Here is a 17,803-nt window from a genome sequence, read left to right on the forward strand (position 1 = left end):
CCTTGCGGCGCCGGGCTTTCGGCGCGCACCGCCTCAGCGCTCGGAGATCCGCTGGACGAGCGCCTCGTGCACGACCGGCGGCAGCAGGTGGGAGACGTCTCCGCCCCAGGTCGCGACCTCTTTGACCAGTGACGACGACAGGAAGCTGTACGTCGGGTTGGTGGGGACGAACAGCGTCTCCACCCCGGACAGCCCGTTGTTCATCTGCGCCATCTGCAGTTCGTAGTCGAAGTCGCTGACGGCGCGCAGGCCCTTCACGATGGCCGGGATGTCGCGCTGCTTGCAGAAGTCGACCAGCAGGCCGTGGAAGGACTCGACCTCGATGTTGCCGAACTCGGCCGTCGCGCGCCGGATCAGGTCGATCCGCTCGTCGACCGTGAACAGGCCCTTCTTGGACATGTTGATCATCACGGCGACGTGGACGACGTCGTACAGCTTGGACGCGCGGGCGATGATGTCGAGGTGTCCGTTGGTGATCGGATCGAAGGATCCTGGACAGACGGCGCGGCGCAATGGGGTCTCCTCGCTCTCCGGCGTGGTCATGACGCGGCTGTTGCGGGTGTCGGGTCGGCTGCCGGTGTGGCCGCCCTGCCGTGCCACAGGGTGCCCTCGCCGTATCGGCGTGAGCGCAGCGGTTCGAACCCGTCGGGCCAGCCGAACGTGCCGCCTCGTGTGCTGCGTTCAACGGTGACGACGGCGTCGTCGGCAAGCCAGCCCTGGTGGCGGAGTGTGAGCAGGATCTCGCGGAGATCGTCGTCGGTGACGGCGTACGGCGGATCGAGGAACACGAGGTCGTACGGGTCGCCGGGGGCGGCCTCGCGGACGATCTGCTCGGCCTTGCCGGTACGGACGTCCGCGCCGGGCAAGCCCACCGCGCGGGCGTTCTCCCGCACTGTACGGGCCGCTCTGCCGTCCGCCTCGACCAGCAGGGCGTGCGCGGCGCCGCGGGAGAGCGCTTCGAGTCCGACGGCCCCCGAGCCCGCGTACAGGTCGGCGACGCGGATGCCCGCGAACGTGCCGAGCAGCGACTCCCAGCTGGAGAAGAGGCCCTCGCGCGCCCGGTCGGAGGTGGGCCGGGTGCCGTTGCCCGGCGGCACGGCCAGCCGGCGTCCGCCGGCGGCACCGCCGATCACGCGGGTCATGGGTGTCGTGTCCTCGGTTCGTCAAAAGGGCGTGCGGGTCGCCTCCACGATATGGCGTGCCGCTGCCGGGGGCAGCGCTGACCCCGCTCCGCGTGCTCGCGCCGTACGGGCGCCCACCGCGCGAAGGCCGCTGGTCCGCCGTGCGCGGCGACCGCGGCGACGGATGTCCGCCGCGTCCGGCGTCCGGAGCCCCCGGAGGTTTCGGCGCACGGCCGCGCCTCGGTACGTCGCAGGCGCGCCTCGGTACGTCGCGGGCGCGCCCGGCCGGGGCCGCCCCGCGGGCCGCCGCCCACGTGCGGGCGCCGCTCACCCCTTGTCGAGGTAGCGCTCCCGTTCCGCGTCGAGGAGGGCGTCGAGCGCCGTACGCAGCTCCGGGTAGCCGGTCAGCCCGGGGTCCTTCGTGACGACCGCGACGGCTTCCTCCCGGGCCGCCGCGATGACCTCCTCGTCCTCGATGACGGCGAGCATCCGCAGGCTGGAGCGGACGCCGGACTGGGCCTGCCCGAGGACATCGCCCTCGCGGCGCTGTTCGAGGTCGATCCGGGAGAGCTCGAACCCGTCGAGGGTGGCGGCGACGGCGCCGAGCCGGGCGCGGGCCGGGCTCGCCTCCGGCGCCTCCGTGACCAGCAGGCACAGACCGGGTGCCGAGCCGCGCCCGACGCGGCCGCGCAGCTGGTGCAGCTGGGAGACGCCGAACCGGTCCGCGTCCATGATCACCATGGCGGTCGCGTTGGGCACGTTGACGCCGACCTCGATGACGGTGGTCGCGACCAGGACGTCGGTCTCACCGGCCGCGAACCGGCGCATCACCGCGTCCTTGTCGTCGGGCGCCATCCTGCCGTGCAGGACCTCGACACGCAGCCCGGCCAGCGGACCCGCCACCAGCTTCGCCGCGACGTCGACCACGGCGAGGGCCGGGCGCTTCTCGCCGTCCTCCGCCGCCTGCTTCTTCTTGGCGTCCTCCTCGTCGCCGATGCGCGGGCAGACCACGTACGCCTGGTGGCCCCCGGCGACCTCCTCGCGCACCCGGTCCCAGGCGCGCGCGAGGAAGTGCGGCTTGTCCTGGGCGGGTACCACGTGGCTCGCGATCGGGGACCGGCCCGCCGGGAGCTGGTCGAGCACGGAGGTCTCCAGGTCGCCGAAGACCGTCATGGCGACCGTACGGGGGATGGGGGTGGCGGTCATGACCAGCAGGTGCGGCGGCTGTTTGCCCTTGGAGCGCAGGGCGTCGCGCTGCTCGACGCCGAAGCGGTGCTGTTCGTCGACCACGACCAGGCCCAGGTCGTGGAACTGGACCTTGTCCTCGATCAGCGCGTGGGTGCCGATGACGATCCCCGCCTCGCCGGTGACGAGGTCGAGGAGCGCCTGCCTGCGTGCGGCAGCGCCCATCGAGCCGGTGAGGAGCACGACCTTGGTGGCCGACTCGGCGGCGCCCAGGGTCCCGCCCGCGGCCAGGTCGCCCAGCATCTCGGTGATGGAGCGGTGGTGCTGCTGGGCGAGCACCTCGGTGGGCGCGAGCATCGCCGCCTGGCCGCCCGCGTCCACGACGGCGAGCATCGCGCGCAGGGCCACCAGCGTCTTGCCCGAGCCGACCTCGCCCTGGAGCAGCCGGTGCATGGGGTGTTCGGTGCCCAGCTCGGCGAAGATCTCGCCGGTGACCTTCTCCTGCCCCTCGGTGAGGGTGAAGGGCAGGCGCGCGTCGAACGCGTCGAGCAGGCCGCCCGCCACCGGCCGCCGGGCCACGGCGGGCAGCTGCCGGTCGGCCAGCCGCCGCCGCGCGAGCGCCACTTGGAGGACGAACGCCTCGTCCCACTTGAGCCGCTCGCGGGCGTCCTCGATGTCCGCCTTGGTCTCGGGCCTGTGCACCTTGTGCAGCGCCTCGGGCAGCGGGGAGAAGCCCCGGCCCTCGCGCAGCGCCGCGGGGAGCGGGTCGACGGCCTCGGCCGCGCGCGGCAGGACGAGGTCGACGGCCTTGGCGATCTTCCAGGACTCCAGGCCCTTGCAGGCCGGGTAGATCGGAATGAGCCTGCCCGCGAAGGCGTCCACGGCTTCCGTGTCGTCCTCATCGGGGAGGGCGCCGCCGTCCTCCCCGGTCCCCGCGTCGTCAAAGGTGTCGCCCGCCGGACCGAGCGTCACGTACGTCGGATGCGCGAGCTGGAGCTTGTGGTTGAAGACGGAGACCTTGCCGGCGAACATGGCGCGGCTGCCCGGCGGCAGGTCCTTGTGGGGTTTGTGGATGCCCCGGCCGAAGAAGACCAGTTGCAGCCGGCCGCTGCCGTCGGTGAGGTTGATCTCCAGACGCTGGCCCCGGCCGCCGTTGAAGCGCAGCACGCGGGCGTCGGCGACCTGGGCGACCACTGTGACGTCCTCGTCGAGCGGGAGGTCGGCGAGGCGGGTGAGCCGGCCGCGCTCCTCGTAGCGACGGGGGTAGTGGTGCAGCAGGTCGCCCACGGTGTGCAGGCCGAGGCTCTCGGCCATCACCTTCGCGGTGGGCTGACCGAGTGTCTTCTTGAGGGGTTCGTCAAGCGCGGACACGTGGTCCATTCCACACCACGCCTCTGACATCGGCGTCATTCGACGCCGATGAGCAGCGGCGCCGTCCTGCCGCCGCCCCGGTGCACGACGGTGTCGACGGCAAGGTGACCGCCGCGGACATGGGCTTCGAGGAGTTCGGCGAGGGCGCCGGGGACGTCGTCGCCGAGGACGAGCGTGACGAGTTCGCCGCCCGCCGCGAGCATGCGGTCCAGGACGGCCGTGGCGGTGGCCGCGAGGTCGGCGCCGATCACGGCGATGTCCCCGTCGATCAGACCGAGCACGTCCCCGGCCTGGCAGATGCCCGCCGTGGTCCAGGCCATGCGTTCGGCCACGGCGAGTTCCCCGTAGCGGGTGGCGCCCGCCGCCGAGGTCATCGCGACGACGTCCTCGTCGAAGCGGCGCTCCGGCTGGTGCACGGCGAGCGCGGCGATGCCCTGGACGGCGGCGCGGGTCGGGATCAGCGCGACCCGGACGCCCTCGGCACGTGCCTGCGCGGCGGCCGCGGCTGCGGTGTGGCGCAGCCCGGCGTCGTTGGGCAGCAGGACGATCTCACGTGCGTGCGCGCGCCGGATCGCCTCGACGAGTTCACCGCTGGCGGGCGGCTCCCCGGCGTGCACGAGGAGCGTGGTGGCGCCCGCCTGCTCGCAGAGTCCCGCGAGCCCCTCGCCGGGTACGACGGCGACGACGGCCCGCTGCGCCGGTTCCCCGGCCCCGCCGGGCGGCGGGGCTCCCCCGGCCCCCGTGACCTGCCCGGTCCCATCCCAGGACGCGGGCGGATGCGGGGTGAGGTGGCTGACGCGGATCCGGTACGGGCGGCCCGCCTCGATCCCGGCCTCCACGACGGCGCCCGCGTCGTCGGTGTGCACGTGGACCTTCCACAGTCCGCCGCCGCCCCCGACGACCAGGCAGTCGCCGAGCGCGTCCAGGCGGCTTCGCAGCCGCCCCAGGGCGTCGTCGTCCGCCTCCAGCAGGTAGATCACCTCGAAGGCAGGGCTCCGGCCTTCACCAGGCCCGGGCGGGCAGGCGGCGTCCTCCCCCGCCTGCTGGGCCGGGCGCGGACGGGCGGGCGAAGCGGGGGGCGCCTGTCCGGTGACGGTCTCCATCAGGGCGCCGAGGACCGCGACCAGCCCGAGGCCGCCCGCGTCGACCACGCCGGCGCTGCCGAGGGCGGCGAGCTGGCCGGGGGTCGCGTCGAGCGCGGCGCGGGCCCCTTCGTACGCCGCCCGGGCCACGGCACCGGTGTCCGGGGCCGCGGTGGCGGCACGCGCGGAGGCGGCCGCGGCGTCCGCGACGGTGAGGATCGTTCCCTCGACCGGGTGGACGACGGCTTCCCTGGCCGACACGGCGGCCCGGGTGAGAGCGCGGGTGAGATGTCCGGCCGCGACGCCCGGGCCGCTCCCCCCGGGCGCTGCCGTGTCCGTGCCGCCGTCGGCGAGCACCTCGGCCATGCCGCGCAGGAGTTGGGCGAGGATCGTGCCGGAGTTGCCCCGGGCGCCGATCAGGGCGCCGTGCGCCATGGCCCGTACGGCGTCCTCGGGCGCGGGTTCCCCGTCGCCGGTGCCGTGCGCCGCGAAGACCGCCTCCACCGCCCGCGCCGCGGACTCGGCCGTCAGGTAGAGGTTCGTCCCGGTGTCGCCGTCCGCCACGGGATAGACGTTGATCGCGTCGATCTCCTCGCGGTTCCTGCCGAGCGCGTCGAGCGCCCGTGCGCACCAGGTCCGCACCGCTGCGGCGTCGAGGGTGTGCGGCACCTGCTGGTCCTCCTTGCGCGAACCGCCGGCGGAAGGCCCGCGCGGCGGCCTGACGGGCCTGCTCCCCGCACAGTAGTCCGCGGCGGTGGGCGGGTCCTGGCCGGTCCTGCCCGGGCCGGGAGCCCACCCGCCGGTCCCGGACGACCGGGCGGACGCGCCGGGAACGGCCACCCGGACCCGCATGGTGGGCGGGGGCCGGCCGGCCGTGGCGCCGGCGGCCCTCCCCTCCGGCGCGTGCGCGTGGCCGACGGCCCGGCCCTCAGCCGCGTGCGGGTGGTCGGCGGCCCGGCGGCCCTCTACCGCGTGCGCCAGCCGTGGTCGACGGGGCCGATGCCCCCGCCGAGCGCGAATCCGTGGCGGACGGCGCCGGTCACGTAGTCCTTGGCGGCCCGCACGGCCGTGACGACGTCCGCTCCGGAGGCCAGGCCCGCGGCGATCGCGGAGGCGAGCGTGCAGCCGGTGCCGTGCGTGTGCCGGTTGTCGAGGCGCGGCGCGCGCAGCCAGTGCTCCTCGGTGCCGTCGGTGAGCAGGTCCACGGCGTCACCGGGCAGGTGGCCGCCCTTGATCAGCGCCCAGCGGGGGCCGAGCGCGAGCACCGCCTCCGCGGCCCGTCGCAGGTCGTCCTCGCCGGCGACCCGCACGCCGGTCAGCGCGGCCACCTCGTCCAGGTTCGGGGTGGCGACCGTCGCGGTGGGCAGGAGCGCGGTCCGCACGGCGTCGAGCGCGGAGGGGGCGAGGAGCGCGTCGCCGTGCTTGGAGATGCCGACGGGGTCCACGACCACCGGCGCCTCGGTGCCCGCGAGGAGTTCGGCGACGGCGGTGACGATCGCGGCGGAGGACAGCATCCCGGTCTTCACGGCCTGGACGCCGATGTCGTCGACGACGCTGCGGTACTGGGCCCGTACGGCCTCCACGGGCAGGTCCCACGCGCCCTGCACGCCCAGCGAGTTCTGCGCGGTGACCGCCGTGACGACGCTCATGCCGTGCACCCCGAGGGCGAGCATGGTCTTCAGATCGGCCTGGATGCCCGCGCCGCCGCCGGAGTCGGAACCGGCGACGGTCAGGACACGGGGCGGCGGGACGGTTGCGGCTGCTCGGCCTGGGACGCTCATGGCACCCGACCCTACGTTTGCGTGTCGTTGAAGTGGTCCCAGCCCCCCTTGCCGGTCCAGGGGGCGCCGTCGACCGTCACCTGCGGCCGCCCGGCCGGGCCGCGCACCTCGCCGATCACCTTCCACCGCGCGGGCAGCTTCACCTCGGGCGGGAAGGTCGCGACGATCGCGTGGTCCTCGCCGCCGGTGAGGACCCACTGCAGGGGGTCGATGCCGACGGCCTGGCCGATGTCGTTCATCTGCGAGGGGATGTCGACGCGTCCGGAGCCCAGGTCGATCCGGACGTTGCTGCCCTGGGCGATGTGCCCGAGGTCGGCGACGAGTCCGTCGCTGACGTCGGTCATGGCGGTGGCTCCGAGCCCGGCCGCCGCGGGGCCCGCGTGGTACGGCGGTTCCGGCCTGCGGTGCGCCTCGACGAAGGCGCGCGGCGAACGAAAGCCCCGGGAGAGCACCGCGAGCCCCGCGGCCGACCAGCCCAGCCAGCCGGTGTACGCGACGATGTCGCCGGGCCGTGCACCGGACCGCGTGACGGGTTCGTGGCCCCGCAGGTCGCCGAGCGCGGTGATGGCGATGGTGATGGAGTCCCCGCGTACGACGTCGCCGCCGACCACGGCCGCGCCCGCGACCTGGCACTCGTCGCGAATGCCGTCCATGAGTTCCGTGGGCCAGGTGACGGGGAGTTCCGCGGGCACCACGAGGCCGAGCAGCAGGGCCGTGGGCACCGCGCCCATGGCCGCGATGTCGGCGAGGTTCTGCGCGGCGGACTTGCGGCCCACGTCGTAAGCCGTCGACCAGTCCCGGCGGAAGTGCCGTCCTTCGAGCAGCAGATCCGTACTGGCCACGACCCTGCCGTCGGGCGCGGCCACGACCGCGGCGTCGTCGCCGGGTCCGAGCCGGACCGCCGGGGTGGTGGTGAGCCGGGAGGTGAGCTTGTCGATCAGCCCGAACTCCCCGAGCTCCCCCACGGTTCCCTTCACCGGGTGTCCCTTCTGTCTGTGTGCGAGGTCCGATGGTGCGTGGCCCGGTGGTGTGGGAACGGGCCGTGCGCGCTGCGTTGGTGCGCGGTCGTCCCCCGCGCGGTGAACGGGCCCCGGGCGCCGCCGCACGGGCCGGCAGCGCCAACAGGCCAGGTCCGCCGGACGGACGCGGGACGCACCGGGTCTCCCCCCGGTGAGGGACGACGCGATACCGTGGCGTCCCTTCTCCCCTGGGACATGATCCTCATGGCCGCCCTGGAGGTTCCGTGGTACAGGCGTACATCCTCATTCAGACCGACGTGGGCAGAGCGACGGCCGTCGCCGAGACCGTCTCCGCTCTCGACGGCGTGATACAGGCCGAGGACGTCACCGGCCCCTACGACGTGATCGTGCGCGCGCAGGCGGACACGGTCGACGAACTGGGCCGCATGGTGGTCGCAAGGATCCAGCGGGTGGACGGCATCACCCGTACCCTGACCTGTCCGGTCGTGCATCTGTAGCCCCGTCTACGCTTGGCCGGTGACACCTTTCCGCCGAAGGCGCCCCGGGCGCAGGCTACCGGGCTCCCTGTTCGTGTCGTTGCCCGCCGTCGCCGTGCTGTGCGTCGCGGGCTGTTCCGGCTCGGGCTCCGCGCCCCGCGCGGCGGTGCCCGAGCCGCCGCGGGACCAGGTGCGGGTGTGCGAGGCGCTGCACAAGCAGCTGCCGGCGAAGGTCGGCGGGCAGAGCAGGCGCGACCCGGAACCGAGTTCGCAGCTCACGGCGGGATGGGGTACGGGGGACGCGTCGATCGTGCTGCGCTGCGGGATCCCGCGGCCGAAGGAGATGAGCGATCCCCGGTCCGAGGCCGTGGACGCGGACGGCGTGAACTGGCTGGTGCAGCAGTCCTCGTCGGGCCAGACGTTCACGACCACCTACCGCAGCGCGTACGTCCAGGTCACCATGGGCGCGAAGTTCGCCCAGGACGGCACTCCGATCGCCCTGTTCGCGGGGGCCGTGAAGAAGACGGACCCGTCGACGCTGTAGCCGTACGGGCCCCGGGCGACGACGGCGGACCGCGTCGGCGGTGGGGGCCGGCATCGGTGGCCGCCCCGCCCCGACGTGGGGCGCGGGCGCGGAATCCGGCATCGGCATCGGCAGGACGCACGAGCGCACGGCACCGGGAACGGGGGTGCGCCCCGGCCGGATGACCGGGGCGCACCGCCGTTGACCTGTTCCCCGCCGTCACCCGTCACCCGGCGGGTGATGTCACCCGTTCCGCTCGGTCAGCGCAGGCCGGTCGACCGGCGCAGCGCGGCGCGGATCAGCAGGTCCACGAGTTCCGCGTAGCCGACGCCGGTCTCCTGCCACATGCGCGGGAACATCGAGATGGGCGTGAAGCCGGGCATGGTGTTGATCTCGTTGATGACGAACTCGCCGTCATCGGTGAGGAAGAAGTCCGCCCGGACCAGGCCCTCGCACGACGCGGCCTCGAAGGCCTCCACCGCGAGCCGCCGCACCTCGGCGGTCTGCTCCTCGGTGAGCGGCGCGGGCACGATCCCCGGCGCCGCGTCGATGTACTTCGCCTCGAAGTCGTAGAAGTCGTGCGCCGTGACGGGCGGGATCTCGGCCGGCAGGCTCGCCCGCGGCCCGTCCTCGAACTCCAGCACACCGCACTCGATCTCGCGGCCCGACAGCAGCGCCTCCACCAGCACCTTGGGGTCGTGGCGGCGGGCCTCGGCCAGTGCCTCGTCCAGGTCCTCGAACCCGTCGACCTTGCTGATGCCGACCGACGAGCCGCCGCGTGCGGGCTTCACGAACAGCGGCCAGCCGTGCTCGGCGGCGAACCCGACGATCCGCAGGCGCGCCGCGGCCTCGTCACGGTCCCACTCGCGGGGCCTGATCACCAGGTACGGGCCGACGCGCAGCCCGAACGAGGTGAACACCCGCTTCATGTACTCCTTGTCCTGGCCGACCGCCGAGGCGAGCACGCCCGCTCCGACGTACGGCACGCCCGCGAGCTCCAGCAGTCCCTGCAGGGTGCCGTCCTCGCCGTAGGGGCCGTGCAGCATCGGGAAGACGACGTCGACGTCGCCCAGCGCCTTGGGCACGGAGCCGGGCTCGCTGTAGACGACCTCGCGGTTGCCCGGCGCCACGGAGAGCACCACGTCGCCCTCCGTGGACTCGGCGATCTGCTCGACGCTCGGCAGGGCGCGGTCCGCGATGGCCATCCGCCCGGGATCGTCGGCGGTCAGTGCCCAGCGGCCGTCGGTGGTGATGCCGATGGGCAGGACGTCGTAGGCGTCACGGTCGATGGCCGCGAGCACCGCTCCCGCGGTGACGACGGAGATGCCGTGCTCGGAGCTGCGGCCCCCGAACACGACGGCGACGCGCGGCTTGCGGGGCGGCCGCTCAGGGCTCTGGGAGGGGTTCAGGCTGCTCATATCGCGATGAGGGTACTCGCACATCCCCCGCAGGTCAGCGGCCGAGGGCCGGTTCGGCGCGCCCCGGGCCCCGGCGGCCGGCCGGCGCTACTCACAGCCGTTCGGACTTGGCGCTGCGTGACATGAGGTCCTTCAGCGCGACGAGCGGGGCCTTGCCGTTGTGGACGATGTCCACGATGGTCTCGGTGATCGGCATCTCCACGCCGTGGCGGCGCGCGAGATCGAGCACGGACTCGCAGGACTTGACGCCCTCGACGGTCTGGCTGGTGACCGCGATGGTCTCCTCCAGCGTCATGCCCCGCCCGAGGTTGATGCCGAAGGCGTGGTTGCGCCCCGAGGCGCAGGAGGCGATGAGGTCGCCCATGCCCGCGAGCCCGGAGAAGGTGTGCGGGTCGGCTCCCATCGCGAGGCCGAGCCTGCTGGTCTCGGCCAGCCCCCTCGTCATCAGGGACGCCTTGGTGTTGTCGCCGAGTGCCATGCCGTCCGCGATGCCCACAGCGAGGCCGATGACGTTCTTGACCGCGCCGCCGAGTTCGCAGCCGACGACGTCGGTGTTGGTGTACGGGCGGTAGTACGCGGTGTGGCAGGCGGCCTGGAGACGGCGGGCGACCGACTCGTCCACACAGGCGACGACGGCGGCGGCGGGAGCGCGGGCGGCGATCTCCGGGGCGAGGTTGGGGCCCGTGACGACCGCGACCCGCTCGGCGGGTGCCTGCGCGACCTCCCCGATGACCTCGCTCATCCGCTTGGCGGTGCCGAGTTCGACGCCCTTCATCAGCGACACGAGGACGGTGTCGGCGGGCAGGACGGGCGCCCATGCGGCCAGGTTGACGCGCAGCGTCTGCGAGGGGACGCACAGCACCGTGAACTCGGCGTCGCGGGCGGCCTCGGCCGGGTCGCAGGTGGCGCGCACCCCGGCGGGCAGTTCGATGCCCGGTAGGTATTCCGGGTTCGTACGGGTGGTGTTGATGGTCTCGGCGATGTCCGCGCGGCGGGCGCAGAGCGTCACCTCGCACCCCGCGTCGGCGAGGATCATGGCGAATGCCGTGCCCCACGAACCTGTTCCGAAGACGGCGACCCTCGTCACGATGTTCCCTTGTCCTCTTCCATGTCCGCCGGGGCGCAGTCGTGCGCTGCCGCCGGTGCGGACTCGCGTCGCTCCAGCGCCCGTGCTCTGCGCGGATCGTACGGCACCTCGGGGGCCGGCTCGCCGCGCAACTGGACGAGCAGTTCGGTGATCGCGGCCATGATGACCTCGGTGACCTCGCGCAGCAGGTCCTGCGTCATCGTCCGGCCGTAGAACCGCGACAGGTCGACGGGTTCCCCGACGAGGACGCGGTGGGTCTTGCGCGGGAAGAGCGACGCCTTCTTGGAGTAGGGCGGCAGCAGTTCGTTGGCACCCCACTGGGCGATGGGGACGACGGGGCACTTGGTCTGCAACGCGACGCGCGCGGCGCCCGTGCGGGCGGTCATCGGCCACTGGTCGGGGTCGCGGGTGAGGGTGCCCTCGGGGTAGAACGCCACGCACTCGCCCCGCTCGACGGCGTCTATGGCGGCCCGGAACGCGCCGCGCGCGTCGGTGGTGTCGCGGTAGACCGGGATCTGCCCGCTGCCGCGCATGACCGCCCCGACGAAACCGTCCGTGAACAGGGAACTCTTGGCGAGGAATCTCGGCACGCGTCCGGTGTTGTACTGGAAATGGCCGTAGGCAAAGGGATCGAGATGCGAATTGTGGTTCACGACGGTGATGAATCCGCCGTCCGCCGGAATGTTCTCGGCACCTTGCCAGTCCCGCTTGAAGAGAAGGACGAGCGGCGGTTTCGCCAGCACTGCGGCAAGGTGATACCAGAAGCCGACTTTTCGGCGGGACACTCGGACACCTTCCTGATGGCCTGCCCGGCGCGACGCCCGGCTGATGGGGGTCAAGTGTCGCCCCGAGCCCCTGGTCTGTCGAGCACACCGTACGCCCGCGCCGCCGGGGTACGGCCGTGGGCGACGGCTCGGCCGCGTCACAATGAAAGGCAGCCGCACGAGGACGGGGAGCCCGCCACGAACACCGATCCGACGACCGGATGGTCCCTGGTCGTCCCGTTGAAACCGTTGCGTCGGGCGAAGAGCAGGCTCGGTCCTGCGGCCGACGCCGCGCAGCGCGGGCGGCTGGCACTGGCGTTCGCGCAGGACACGGTGGCCGCCGTGCTCGCCACCGAGGGCGTGCGGGATGTGGTGGTTGTCACGGACGATCCGGCTGCGTCGGCAGCGCTGTCCGCGCTGGGCGCCCGCGTCGTCGCGGACTCCCCCGCCGCCGGGCTCAACGCGGCGCTGGCGCACGGCGCGCGGGCGGCCCGCTCGCGGCGCCCCGCCGCACCGGTCGCGGCACTGAACGCGGATCTTCCGTCGCTGCGCCCCGCGGAACTGGCCCGGGTGCTGCGCCATGCGGCCGCTTTCCCCCGCGCCTTCCTGACGGACGCGGCCGGAATCGGCACGACGTTGCTGGCGGCGGCGCCGGGCAGGGAACTGCGCCCCGGGTTCGGCGGCGCTTCCCGGTCGCGGCACGCGGCGGGCGGCGCGGTGGAAATCCCGCTGTCCGGCGTCGATTCCGTACGACAGGACGTGGACACCGCGTCCGACCTGCGAACGGCGGCCGCCCTGGGGCTCGGCCCGCACACGGCGCGCGTGTACGCGGCGCTCCCGCCGCTCATGTCGCCCTAGCGGCGGGACCCGCGGGCACGGACGCCAGGACGGCGCGGCGGTACGGCGGTACGCACGGGCGCGGACGCCAGGGCGGTGCGGGCGGCGGGACGACGCGTGCCGCGGGACGGCGGGCGGGATCCGGGGCGCCCGGTTACGCTGCGGGCATGCAGGCGACCGCGTACACGTATGTCCCCGAGACCCGAACCGGCAGTGTGCTGCTCGACGACGGCACGCCGGTCGAGTTCGCCGCGGACGCCTTCGACGCGGGCGGCCTGCGGCTGCTGCGGCCGGGACAGCGGGTGCGCATCGAGACGCGGGGTGAGGGCTCCGCCCTGCGGATCACCCTCGTGACGCTCGGGACCTTCTGACCCCTCCGGCGGTTCCGGCAGTTCGCCCGCCGGGCGCCGCGGACCGGCCCCGGACGCGCCGCGGGCCGGTCTCCCCGAGGGGAGCCCGGCCCGGCGTGGACGCGGCCTGTGCCGCTTGCTGGGTCTTGCCTGTGCTGCTTACTTGGTCCTGGAGGCGGCCTTCTTCGCGGTGGTGCGCGAGGCGGCCTTGCGCGCGGGCGCCTTCTTGGCGGGGGCGGTCTTCTTCGCCGTGCCCGTCGCCTTCTTGGCCGTCGCCTTCTTCGCGGTCGCCGTGGTCTTCTTGGCCGTCGACTTCTTGGCCGCGGTGGTCTTCTTCGCCGTGGTCTTCTTCGCCGCGGTCTTCGCGGTCGCCGCCTTCTTCGCGGTGGCCTTCTTGGCGGCGGCCTTGGCCGTCGTGCGGGTGGAAGCACCGCCGGAGAGGCTGCCCTTGGGCGCCTTCTTCACGGCGACCTCGCCGCCCTTGGGCAGCTTCTTCGAGCCGCTGACGAGGTCCTTGAAGCCCTGGCCGGCGCGGAAGCGCGGCACCGAGGTCTTCTTGACCCGGACCCGCTCACCCGTCTGCGGGTTACGGGCGTACCGGGCCGGCCGGTCGACCTTCTCGAACGAGCCGAAGCCGGTGACCGAGACACGGTCGCCGCCCACCGTCGCGCGGACGATCGCGTCGAGTACCGCGTCGACCGCCTCCGCGGCCTGCAGGCGACCGCCGAGCTTGTCCGCAATCGCTTCTACGAGCTGAGCCTTGTTCACGTCTTCCCCTTCGGAGACATTGCCAGAACGAATGTGTTCAAGCCTTTTCGCACGTTAGGCAGATATATACCGCAAATCAAACACGAAACGGGCTAATCACCCTAGTGCCGCAACGAAGTCGACCCGGCGGCCTTCCACCGGTCAGTCCTCTTCCGGAAAACGACCCTCGTCGAGATCCGTCAGGAGACGGTCAAGGCGCCTTGCCGCATCCGGGAGATCGTGCTTCGCCGCAGCCGTGATGACCAGCAGCTTCCGTGTGAGCGCCATGCGTACGCCCTCCGCGGCTTGCAGTTCACGCACTCTTGTGTGCGCTTCTTTCAGTTGTCCGGCGACCGACTCGTAGAGCCCGAGTTGGCTGTCGCGTTCCATGCACCGATTGTGCCATCTGGGGCGAGTTGTCGCCCAACGGGGGCTCAACATGCAACTGCACCCCCTGCCGGGGGGCAGGGGGTGCAGTAGGGGAAAACCGCTGATCAGAGGCTGTTCAGGCGGCAATTGTGCGGGGCTTGAAGGCCGGTCGCGAGGCCTCGTAAGCCGCGATGTCGGACTCGTTCGCCAGGGTGATACCGATGTCGTCGAGGCCGTTCAGCAGACGCCAGCGGGAGTTCTCGTCAAGGTCGAAATCAGCCGTCAGTTGCTCGGTGCCCCCCGTCGTGGCGCGCACCTGGCGGAGCTCCAGGTCGACGGTGACCTCCGCGGTGGGGTCGCTCTCCACCAGCGTCTGGATCCGCTCCACCACGTCCTGGTCGAGGACCACCGTGAGCAGGCCGTTCTTCAGTGAGTTGCCACGGAAGATGTCGGCGAAACGCGAGGAGATCACGGCCTTGAAGCCGTAGTTCTGCAGGGCCCAGGCCGCGTGCTCGCGGGAGGAGCCGGTACCGAAGTCCGGGCCGGCCACCAGGACCGTCGCACCCTGGTACTTCTCCTGGTTGAGCACGAACGACGGGTCCTTGCGCCAGGACTCGAAGAGGCCGTCCTCGTAGCCGTCGCGCGTGACCTTCTTGAGCCAGTGGGCGGGGATGATCTGGTCCGTGTCGACGTTGCTGCGGCGCAGCGGGACGGCACGGCCGGTGTGGACGGTGAAGGCTTCCATGGTTATCGGGCTCCAGCGGGCGTGCGGTCGTCGGCGTCGGACAGGTCGGCCGGTGAGGCCAGATGGCCCAGTACCGCGGTCGCGGCGGCCACCTGCGGGGAGACCAGGTGGGTGCGGCCGCCCTTGCCCTGCCTGCCCTCGAAGTTGCGGTTGGAGGTGGACGCGGAGCGCTCGCCGGGCGCGAGTTGGTCCGGGTTCATGCCGAGGCACATCGAGCAGCCCGCGTGCCGCCATTCGGCGCCGGAGCCGGTGAACACCTTGTCCAGCCCCTCCTCGACGGCCTGGAGCGCCACCCGGACGGATCCGGGCACGACCAGCATCCGTACGCCGTCGGCGACTTTGCGGCCGTCCAGCACGGCGGCGGCCGAGCGCAGGTCCTCGATGCGGCCGTTGGTGCACGAACCTACGAAAACGGTGTCCACCTTGATGTCGCGCAGCGCCTGCCCGGCGCTCAACCCCATGTACTCCAGGGCCTTTTCGGCGGCGTACCGCTGCGAAGCGTCCTCGTACGAAGCAGGATCGGGGACCCGCTCGGACAGCGGCGCGCCCTGGGCCGGGTTGGTGCCCCAGGTGACGAACGGGGCAAGGTCGGCCGCGTCGAGGAAGACCTCGGCGTCGAAGACCGCGTCGTCGTCCGTGCGCAGCGTCTTCCAGTACGCGACGGCGTCGTCCCAGTCCCCGCCCTCGGGTGCGTGGGCGCGGCCCTTGAGGTAGGCGAAGGTCGTCTCGTCGGGGGCGATCATGCCCGCGCGGGCACCGGCCTCGATGGACATGTTGCAGATGGTCATCCGGGACTCCATCGAGAGCTTCTCGATGGCGCTGCCGCGGTATTCGAGGATGTAGCCCTGGCCGCCGCCGGTGCCGATCTTCGCGATGACGGCGAGGATCAGGTCCTTGGCGGTGACGTCGGCGGGCAGTTCGCCCTCGACGGTGATGGCCATGGTCTTCGGCCGGGCCATCGGGAGCGTCTGGGTGGCCAGGACGTGCTCGACCTGGCTGGTGCCGATGCCGAACGCGAGCGCGCCGAAGGCTCCGTGGGTGGAGGTGTGCGAGTCGCCGCACACGACCGTGGTGCCGGGCTGGGTCAGGCCCAGCTGCGGGCCCACCACGTGGACGACACCCTGCTCGACGTCGCCCAGCGGGTGCAGGCGCACACCGAACTCGGCGCAGTTGTTGCGCAGGGTCTCCAGCTGCAGCCGGGAGACCGGGTCGGCGATGGGCTTGTCGATGTCGAGGGTGGGGGTGTTGTGGTCCTCGGTGGCGATGGTGAGATCGAGCCGCCTGACCTTCCTGCCGTTCAGCCGGAGCCCGTCGAACGCCTGCGGGCTGGTGACCTCGTGCAGCAGGTGCAGATCGATGAAGAGAAGGTCGGGCTCGCCCTCCGCGCGCCGGACGACATGGTCGTCCCAGACCTTCTCCGCGAGTGTCCTACCCATCGCTTTCCCTCCGACCGGCGCCTTCGCCGGCGCTTCTCTGTGACATGTGGGCCGCGTCCGTTCCCCACCCACCGGACGGCGGCTGCGGGCCCATGGTCCGCGAGTCCCCGTCCGTACAGATTGGCAAGTTCGCCGGGAAAAGGAACTTGCGTTTCACAGAGTGAGACGCGAGTATCGTTGCATGGACAATTCTAGTGGTGTGGGCGTTCTCGACAAGGCCGCTCTCGTCTTGGGCGCCCTGGAGTCCGGCCCGGCCACCCTGGCCGGGCTGGTCGCGGCGACGGGGCTCGCACGGCCGACGGCCCACCGGCTCGCCGTGGCCCTGGAGCACCACCGGATGGTGGCCCGGGACATGCAGGGCCGGTTCATCCTCGGCCCGCGCCTCGCGGAGCTCGCGGCGGCGGCCGGTGAGGACAGGCTGCTGGCGACGGCCGGGCCGGTCCTCACCCACCTGCGGGACGTGACGGGCGAGAGCGCGCAGCTCTACCGCAGACAAGGGGACATGCGTATCTGCGTGGCGGCGGCGGAGCGGCTCTCGGGCCTGCGGGACACCGTGCCGGTCGGTTCGACACTGACGATGAAGGCGGGCTCCTCCGCGCAGATCCTGATGGCCTGGGAGGAGCCGGAGCGACTGCACCGGGGCCTGCAGGGCGCGCGGTTCACCGCCACGGCCCTCTCGGGCGTACGGCGCAGGGGCTGGGCCCAGTCGATCGGCGAGCGCGAGCCGGGCGTCGCCTCGGTGTCCGCCCCGGTGCGCGGGCCCTCGAACCGCGTGGTGGCGGCGGTGTCCGTGTCCGGTCCGATCGAGCGGCTGAGCCGGCACCCGGGCCGGATGCACGCGCAGGCCGTGATCGACGCGGCGGGACGGCTGTCGGAGGCGCTGCGCAGGAACGCGTAGCGCGCCGGCGTCCGCCGACGGCCCGACGGAGTGCCGCGGCGAGCGCCCCTGCGGCCTTTCCACGGTGCGAGGACCGTGCGCGTTCGCGCACACGACAAAGGCCCCCTCCGCGAAGGAGAGGGCCTCGGTCTGTCTTCTTGTACCCCCGACCGGATTCGAACCGGCGCTACTGCCGTGAGAGGGCAGCGTGCTAGGCCGCTACACAACGGGGGCCTGATCTTGCAAAGCTGGGCTACCAGGACTCGAACCTAGACTAAATGAACCAGAATCACTCGTGCTGCCAATTACACCATAGCCCATGGGTATGACCAGTAGCCCCGACCGGATTCGAACCGGCGCTACCGCCTTGAGAGGGCGGCGTGCTAGGCCGCTACACAACGGGGCCCCAGCGACCTCCGCACAGCGAAGATCCGTACCCCCGACCGGATTCGAACCGGCGCTACTGCCGTGAGAGGGCAGCGTGCTAGGCCGCTACACAACGGGGGCGTTGCAGAGAACATCTGCGCTGGGCTACCAGGACTCGAACCTAGACTAACTGAACCAGAATCAGTCGTGCTGCCAATTACACCATAGCCCACCAAAACGCAACCCCCTACTGGGGGCTTGTTCGGTTTGCGCTTCCGGAGGGCTTGT

18 protein-coding genes and 5 tRNA genes are annotated in these 17,803 nt (G+C 72.5%); 5 read left to right on the forward strand and 18 right to left on the reverse strand.

Features of this window, described 5'->3' with window-relative positions; all coding sequences use genetic code 11:
- Nucleotides 1-33: 33 nt before the first annotated feature.
- The 6 genes from coaD to OG310_RS09495 form a co-directional block, all read right to left on the reverse strand.
- Complete coding sequence (gene coaD / locus OG310_RS09470) at nucleotides 34-513, reverse strand: pantetheine-phosphate adenylyltransferase (protein ID WP_329460095.1); 480 nt, start codon at nucleotides 511-513, stop codon at nucleotides 34-36.
- Between the two features lie 26 nt (nucleotides 514-539).
- Complete coding sequence (rsmD, locus tag OG310_RS09475) at nucleotides 540-1,142, reverse strand: 16S rRNA (guanine(966)-N(2))-methyltransferase RsmD (protein WP_329455438.1); 603 nt, start codon at nucleotides 1,140-1,142, stop codon at nucleotides 540-542.
- 306 nt (nucleotides 1,143-1,448) lie between these two features.
- Entirely contained in the window at nucleotides 1,449-3,686 is a 2,238-nt protein-coding gene (gene recG / locus OG310_RS09480) for an ATP-dependent DNA helicase RecG (protein WP_329455439.1), read from the reverse strand.
- 26 nt (nucleotides 3,687-3,712) lie between these two features.
- Nucleotides 3,713-5,428, reverse strand: a complete 1,716-nt coding sequence (locus OG310_RS09485; RefSeq protein WP_329455440.1) for a DAK2 domain-containing protein — start codon at nucleotides 5,426-5,428, stop codon at nucleotides 3,713-3,715.
- 296 nt (nucleotides 5,429-5,724) lie between these two features.
- Nucleotides 5,725-6,540 carry a bifunctional hydroxymethylpyrimidine kinase/phosphomethylpyrimidine kinase gene (gene thiD / locus OG310_RS09490; protein WP_329455441.1) on the reverse strand — a complete coding sequence of 272 codons (816 nt, stop codon included), beginning with the start codon at nucleotides 6,538-6,540 and terminating at the stop codon, nucleotides 5,725-5,727.
- 11 nt (nucleotides 6,541-6,551) lie between these two features.
- The gene (locus tag OG310_RS09495; protein ID WP_329455442.1) at nucleotides 6,552-7,517 is read right to left on the reverse strand and encodes a thiamine-phosphate kinase; all 966 of its coding nucleotides are present in this window, start codon (nucleotides 7,515-7,517) and stop codon (nucleotides 6,552-6,554) included.
- Between the two features lie 266 nt (nucleotides 7,518-7,783).
- Here OG310_RS09495 and OG310_RS09500 point away from each other — a divergent pair, with 266 nt between their 5' ends.
- Nucleotides 7,784-8,017 carry an Lrp/AsnC family transcriptional regulator gene (locus tag OG310_RS09500; RefSeq protein ID WP_329455443.1) on the forward strand — a complete coding sequence of 78 codons (234 nt, stop codon included), beginning with the start codon at nucleotides 7,784-7,786 and terminating at the stop codon, nucleotides 8,015-8,017.
- Between the two features lie 19 nt (nucleotides 8,018-8,036).
- Nucleotides 8,037-8,540: a DUF3515 domain-containing protein gene (locus tag OG310_RS09505; RefSeq protein WP_329455444.1), complete on the forward strand. Its 504-nt coding sequence runs from the start codon at nucleotides 8,037-8,039 to the stop codon at nucleotides 8,538-8,540.
- 239 nt (nucleotides 8,541-8,779) lie between these two features.
- Here the strand turns inward: OG310_RS09505 and OG310_RS09510 are convergent, their stop codons facing one another.
- From OG310_RS09510 to OG310_RS09520, 3 genes are all read right to left on the reverse strand, one after another.
- Nucleotides 8,780-9,937: a D-alanine--D-alanine ligase family protein gene (locus OG310_RS09510; RefSeq protein ID WP_329455445.1), complete on the reverse strand. Its 1,158-nt coding sequence runs from the start codon at nucleotides 9,935-9,937 to the stop codon at nucleotides 8,780-8,782.
- 91 nt (nucleotides 9,938-10,028) lie between these two features.
- Nucleotides 10,029-11,024, reverse strand: a complete 996-nt coding sequence (locus OG310_RS09515) for an NAD(P)H-dependent glycerol-3-phosphate dehydrogenase (protein WP_329455446.1) — start codon at nucleotides 11,022-11,024, stop codon at nucleotides 10,029-10,031.
- The gene (locus OG310_RS09520; RefSeq protein ID WP_329455447.1) at nucleotides 11,021-11,809 is read right to left on the reverse strand and encodes a lysophospholipid acyltransferase family protein; all 789 of its coding nucleotides are present in this window, start codon (nucleotides 11,807-11,809) and stop codon (nucleotides 11,021-11,023) included. The genes OG310_RS09515 and OG310_RS09520 overlap by 4 nt, the downstream gene beginning before the upstream one ends.
- 219 nt (nucleotides 11,810-12,028) lie before the next feature.
- Here OG310_RS09520 and cofC point away from each other — a divergent pair, with 219 nt between their 5' ends.
- Nucleotides 12,029-12,646, forward strand: coding sequence for a 2-phospho-L-lactate guanylyltransferase (cofC, locus tag OG310_RS09525; protein WP_329455448.1), 618 nt, complete (start codon nucleotides 12,029-12,031; stop codon nucleotides 12,644-12,646).
- A 146-nt stretch (nucleotides 12,647-12,792) separates the two neighbouring features.
- Nucleotides 12,793-12,996 (forward strand): hypothetical protein, encoded by a 204-nt coding sequence (locus tag OG310_RS09530; protein ID WP_329455449.1) that lies wholly within the window; start codon nucleotides 12,793-12,795, stop codon nucleotides 12,994-12,996.
- Nucleotides 12,997-13,134: 138 nt separating this feature from the next.
- Here the strand turns inward: OG310_RS09530 and OG310_RS09535 are convergent, their stop codons facing one another.
- The 4 genes from OG310_RS09535 to leuC form a co-directional block, all read right to left on the reverse strand.
- On the reverse strand, nucleotides 13,135-13,743 hold the full coding sequence (locus tag OG310_RS09535; protein WP_329455450.1) for an HU family DNA-binding protein: 609 nt from the start codon (nucleotides 13,741-13,743) through the stop codon (nucleotides 13,135-13,137).
- A gap of 141 nt (nucleotides 13,744-13,884) precedes the next feature.
- Complete coding sequence (locus OG310_RS09540; RefSeq protein WP_329455451.1) at nucleotides 13,885-14,112, reverse strand: hypothetical protein; 228 nt, start codon at nucleotides 14,110-14,112, stop codon at nucleotides 13,885-13,887.
- Between the two features lie 115 nt (nucleotides 14,113-14,227).
- Nucleotides 14,228-14,836 (reverse strand): 3-isopropylmalate dehydratase small subunit, encoded by a 609-nt coding sequence (gene leuD / locus OG310_RS09545; RefSeq protein ID WP_329455452.1) that lies wholly within the window; start codon nucleotides 14,834-14,836, stop codon nucleotides 14,228-14,230.
- A gap of 2 nt (nucleotides 14,837-14,838) precedes the next feature.
- Nucleotides 14,839-16,272, reverse strand: coding sequence for a 3-isopropylmalate dehydratase large subunit (gene leuC, locus OG310_RS09550; protein ID WP_329455453.1), 1,434 nt, complete (start codon nucleotides 16,270-16,272; stop codon nucleotides 14,839-14,841).
- Nucleotides 16,273-16,453: 181 nt separating this feature from the next.
- On the opposite strand from leuC, the gene ndgR reads away from it, so the two are divergent.
- Nucleotides 16,454-17,170, forward strand: coding sequence for an IclR family transcriptional regulator NdgR (gene ndgR / locus OG310_RS09555; RefSeq protein WP_329455454.1), 717 nt, complete (start codon nucleotides 16,454-16,456; stop codon nucleotides 17,168-17,170).
- Nucleotides 17,171-17,310: 140 nt separating this feature from the next.
- Here ndgR and OG310_RS09560 read toward each other — a convergent pair.
- The 5 genes from OG310_RS09560 to OG310_RS09580 form a co-directional block, all read right to left on the reverse strand.
- Nucleotides 17,311-17,383 (reverse strand) — tRNA-Glu (locus OG310_RS09560).
- 14 nt (nucleotides 17,384-17,397) lie between these two features.
- Nucleotides 17,398-17,469: transfer RNA gene (locus OG310_RS09565), tRNA-Gln, on the reverse strand.
- Between the two features lie 13 nt (nucleotides 17,470-17,482).
- Nucleotides 17,483-17,555: transfer RNA gene (locus OG310_RS09570), tRNA-Glu, on the reverse strand.
- A gap of 28 nt (nucleotides 17,556-17,583) precedes the next feature.
- Nucleotides 17,584-17,656, reverse strand: a tRNA-Glu gene (locus OG310_RS09575).
- Between the two features lie 19 nt (nucleotides 17,657-17,675).
- A tRNA-Gln gene (locus tag OG310_RS09580) sits at nucleotides 17,676-17,747 on the reverse strand.
- Nucleotides 17,748-17,803 lie beyond the last annotated feature (56 nt).

Source organism: Streptomyces sp. NBC_01497, from assembly GCF_036250695.1.
Classification (GTDB): Bacteria; Actinomycetota; Actinomycetes; order Streptomycetales; family Streptomycetaceae; genus Streptomyces.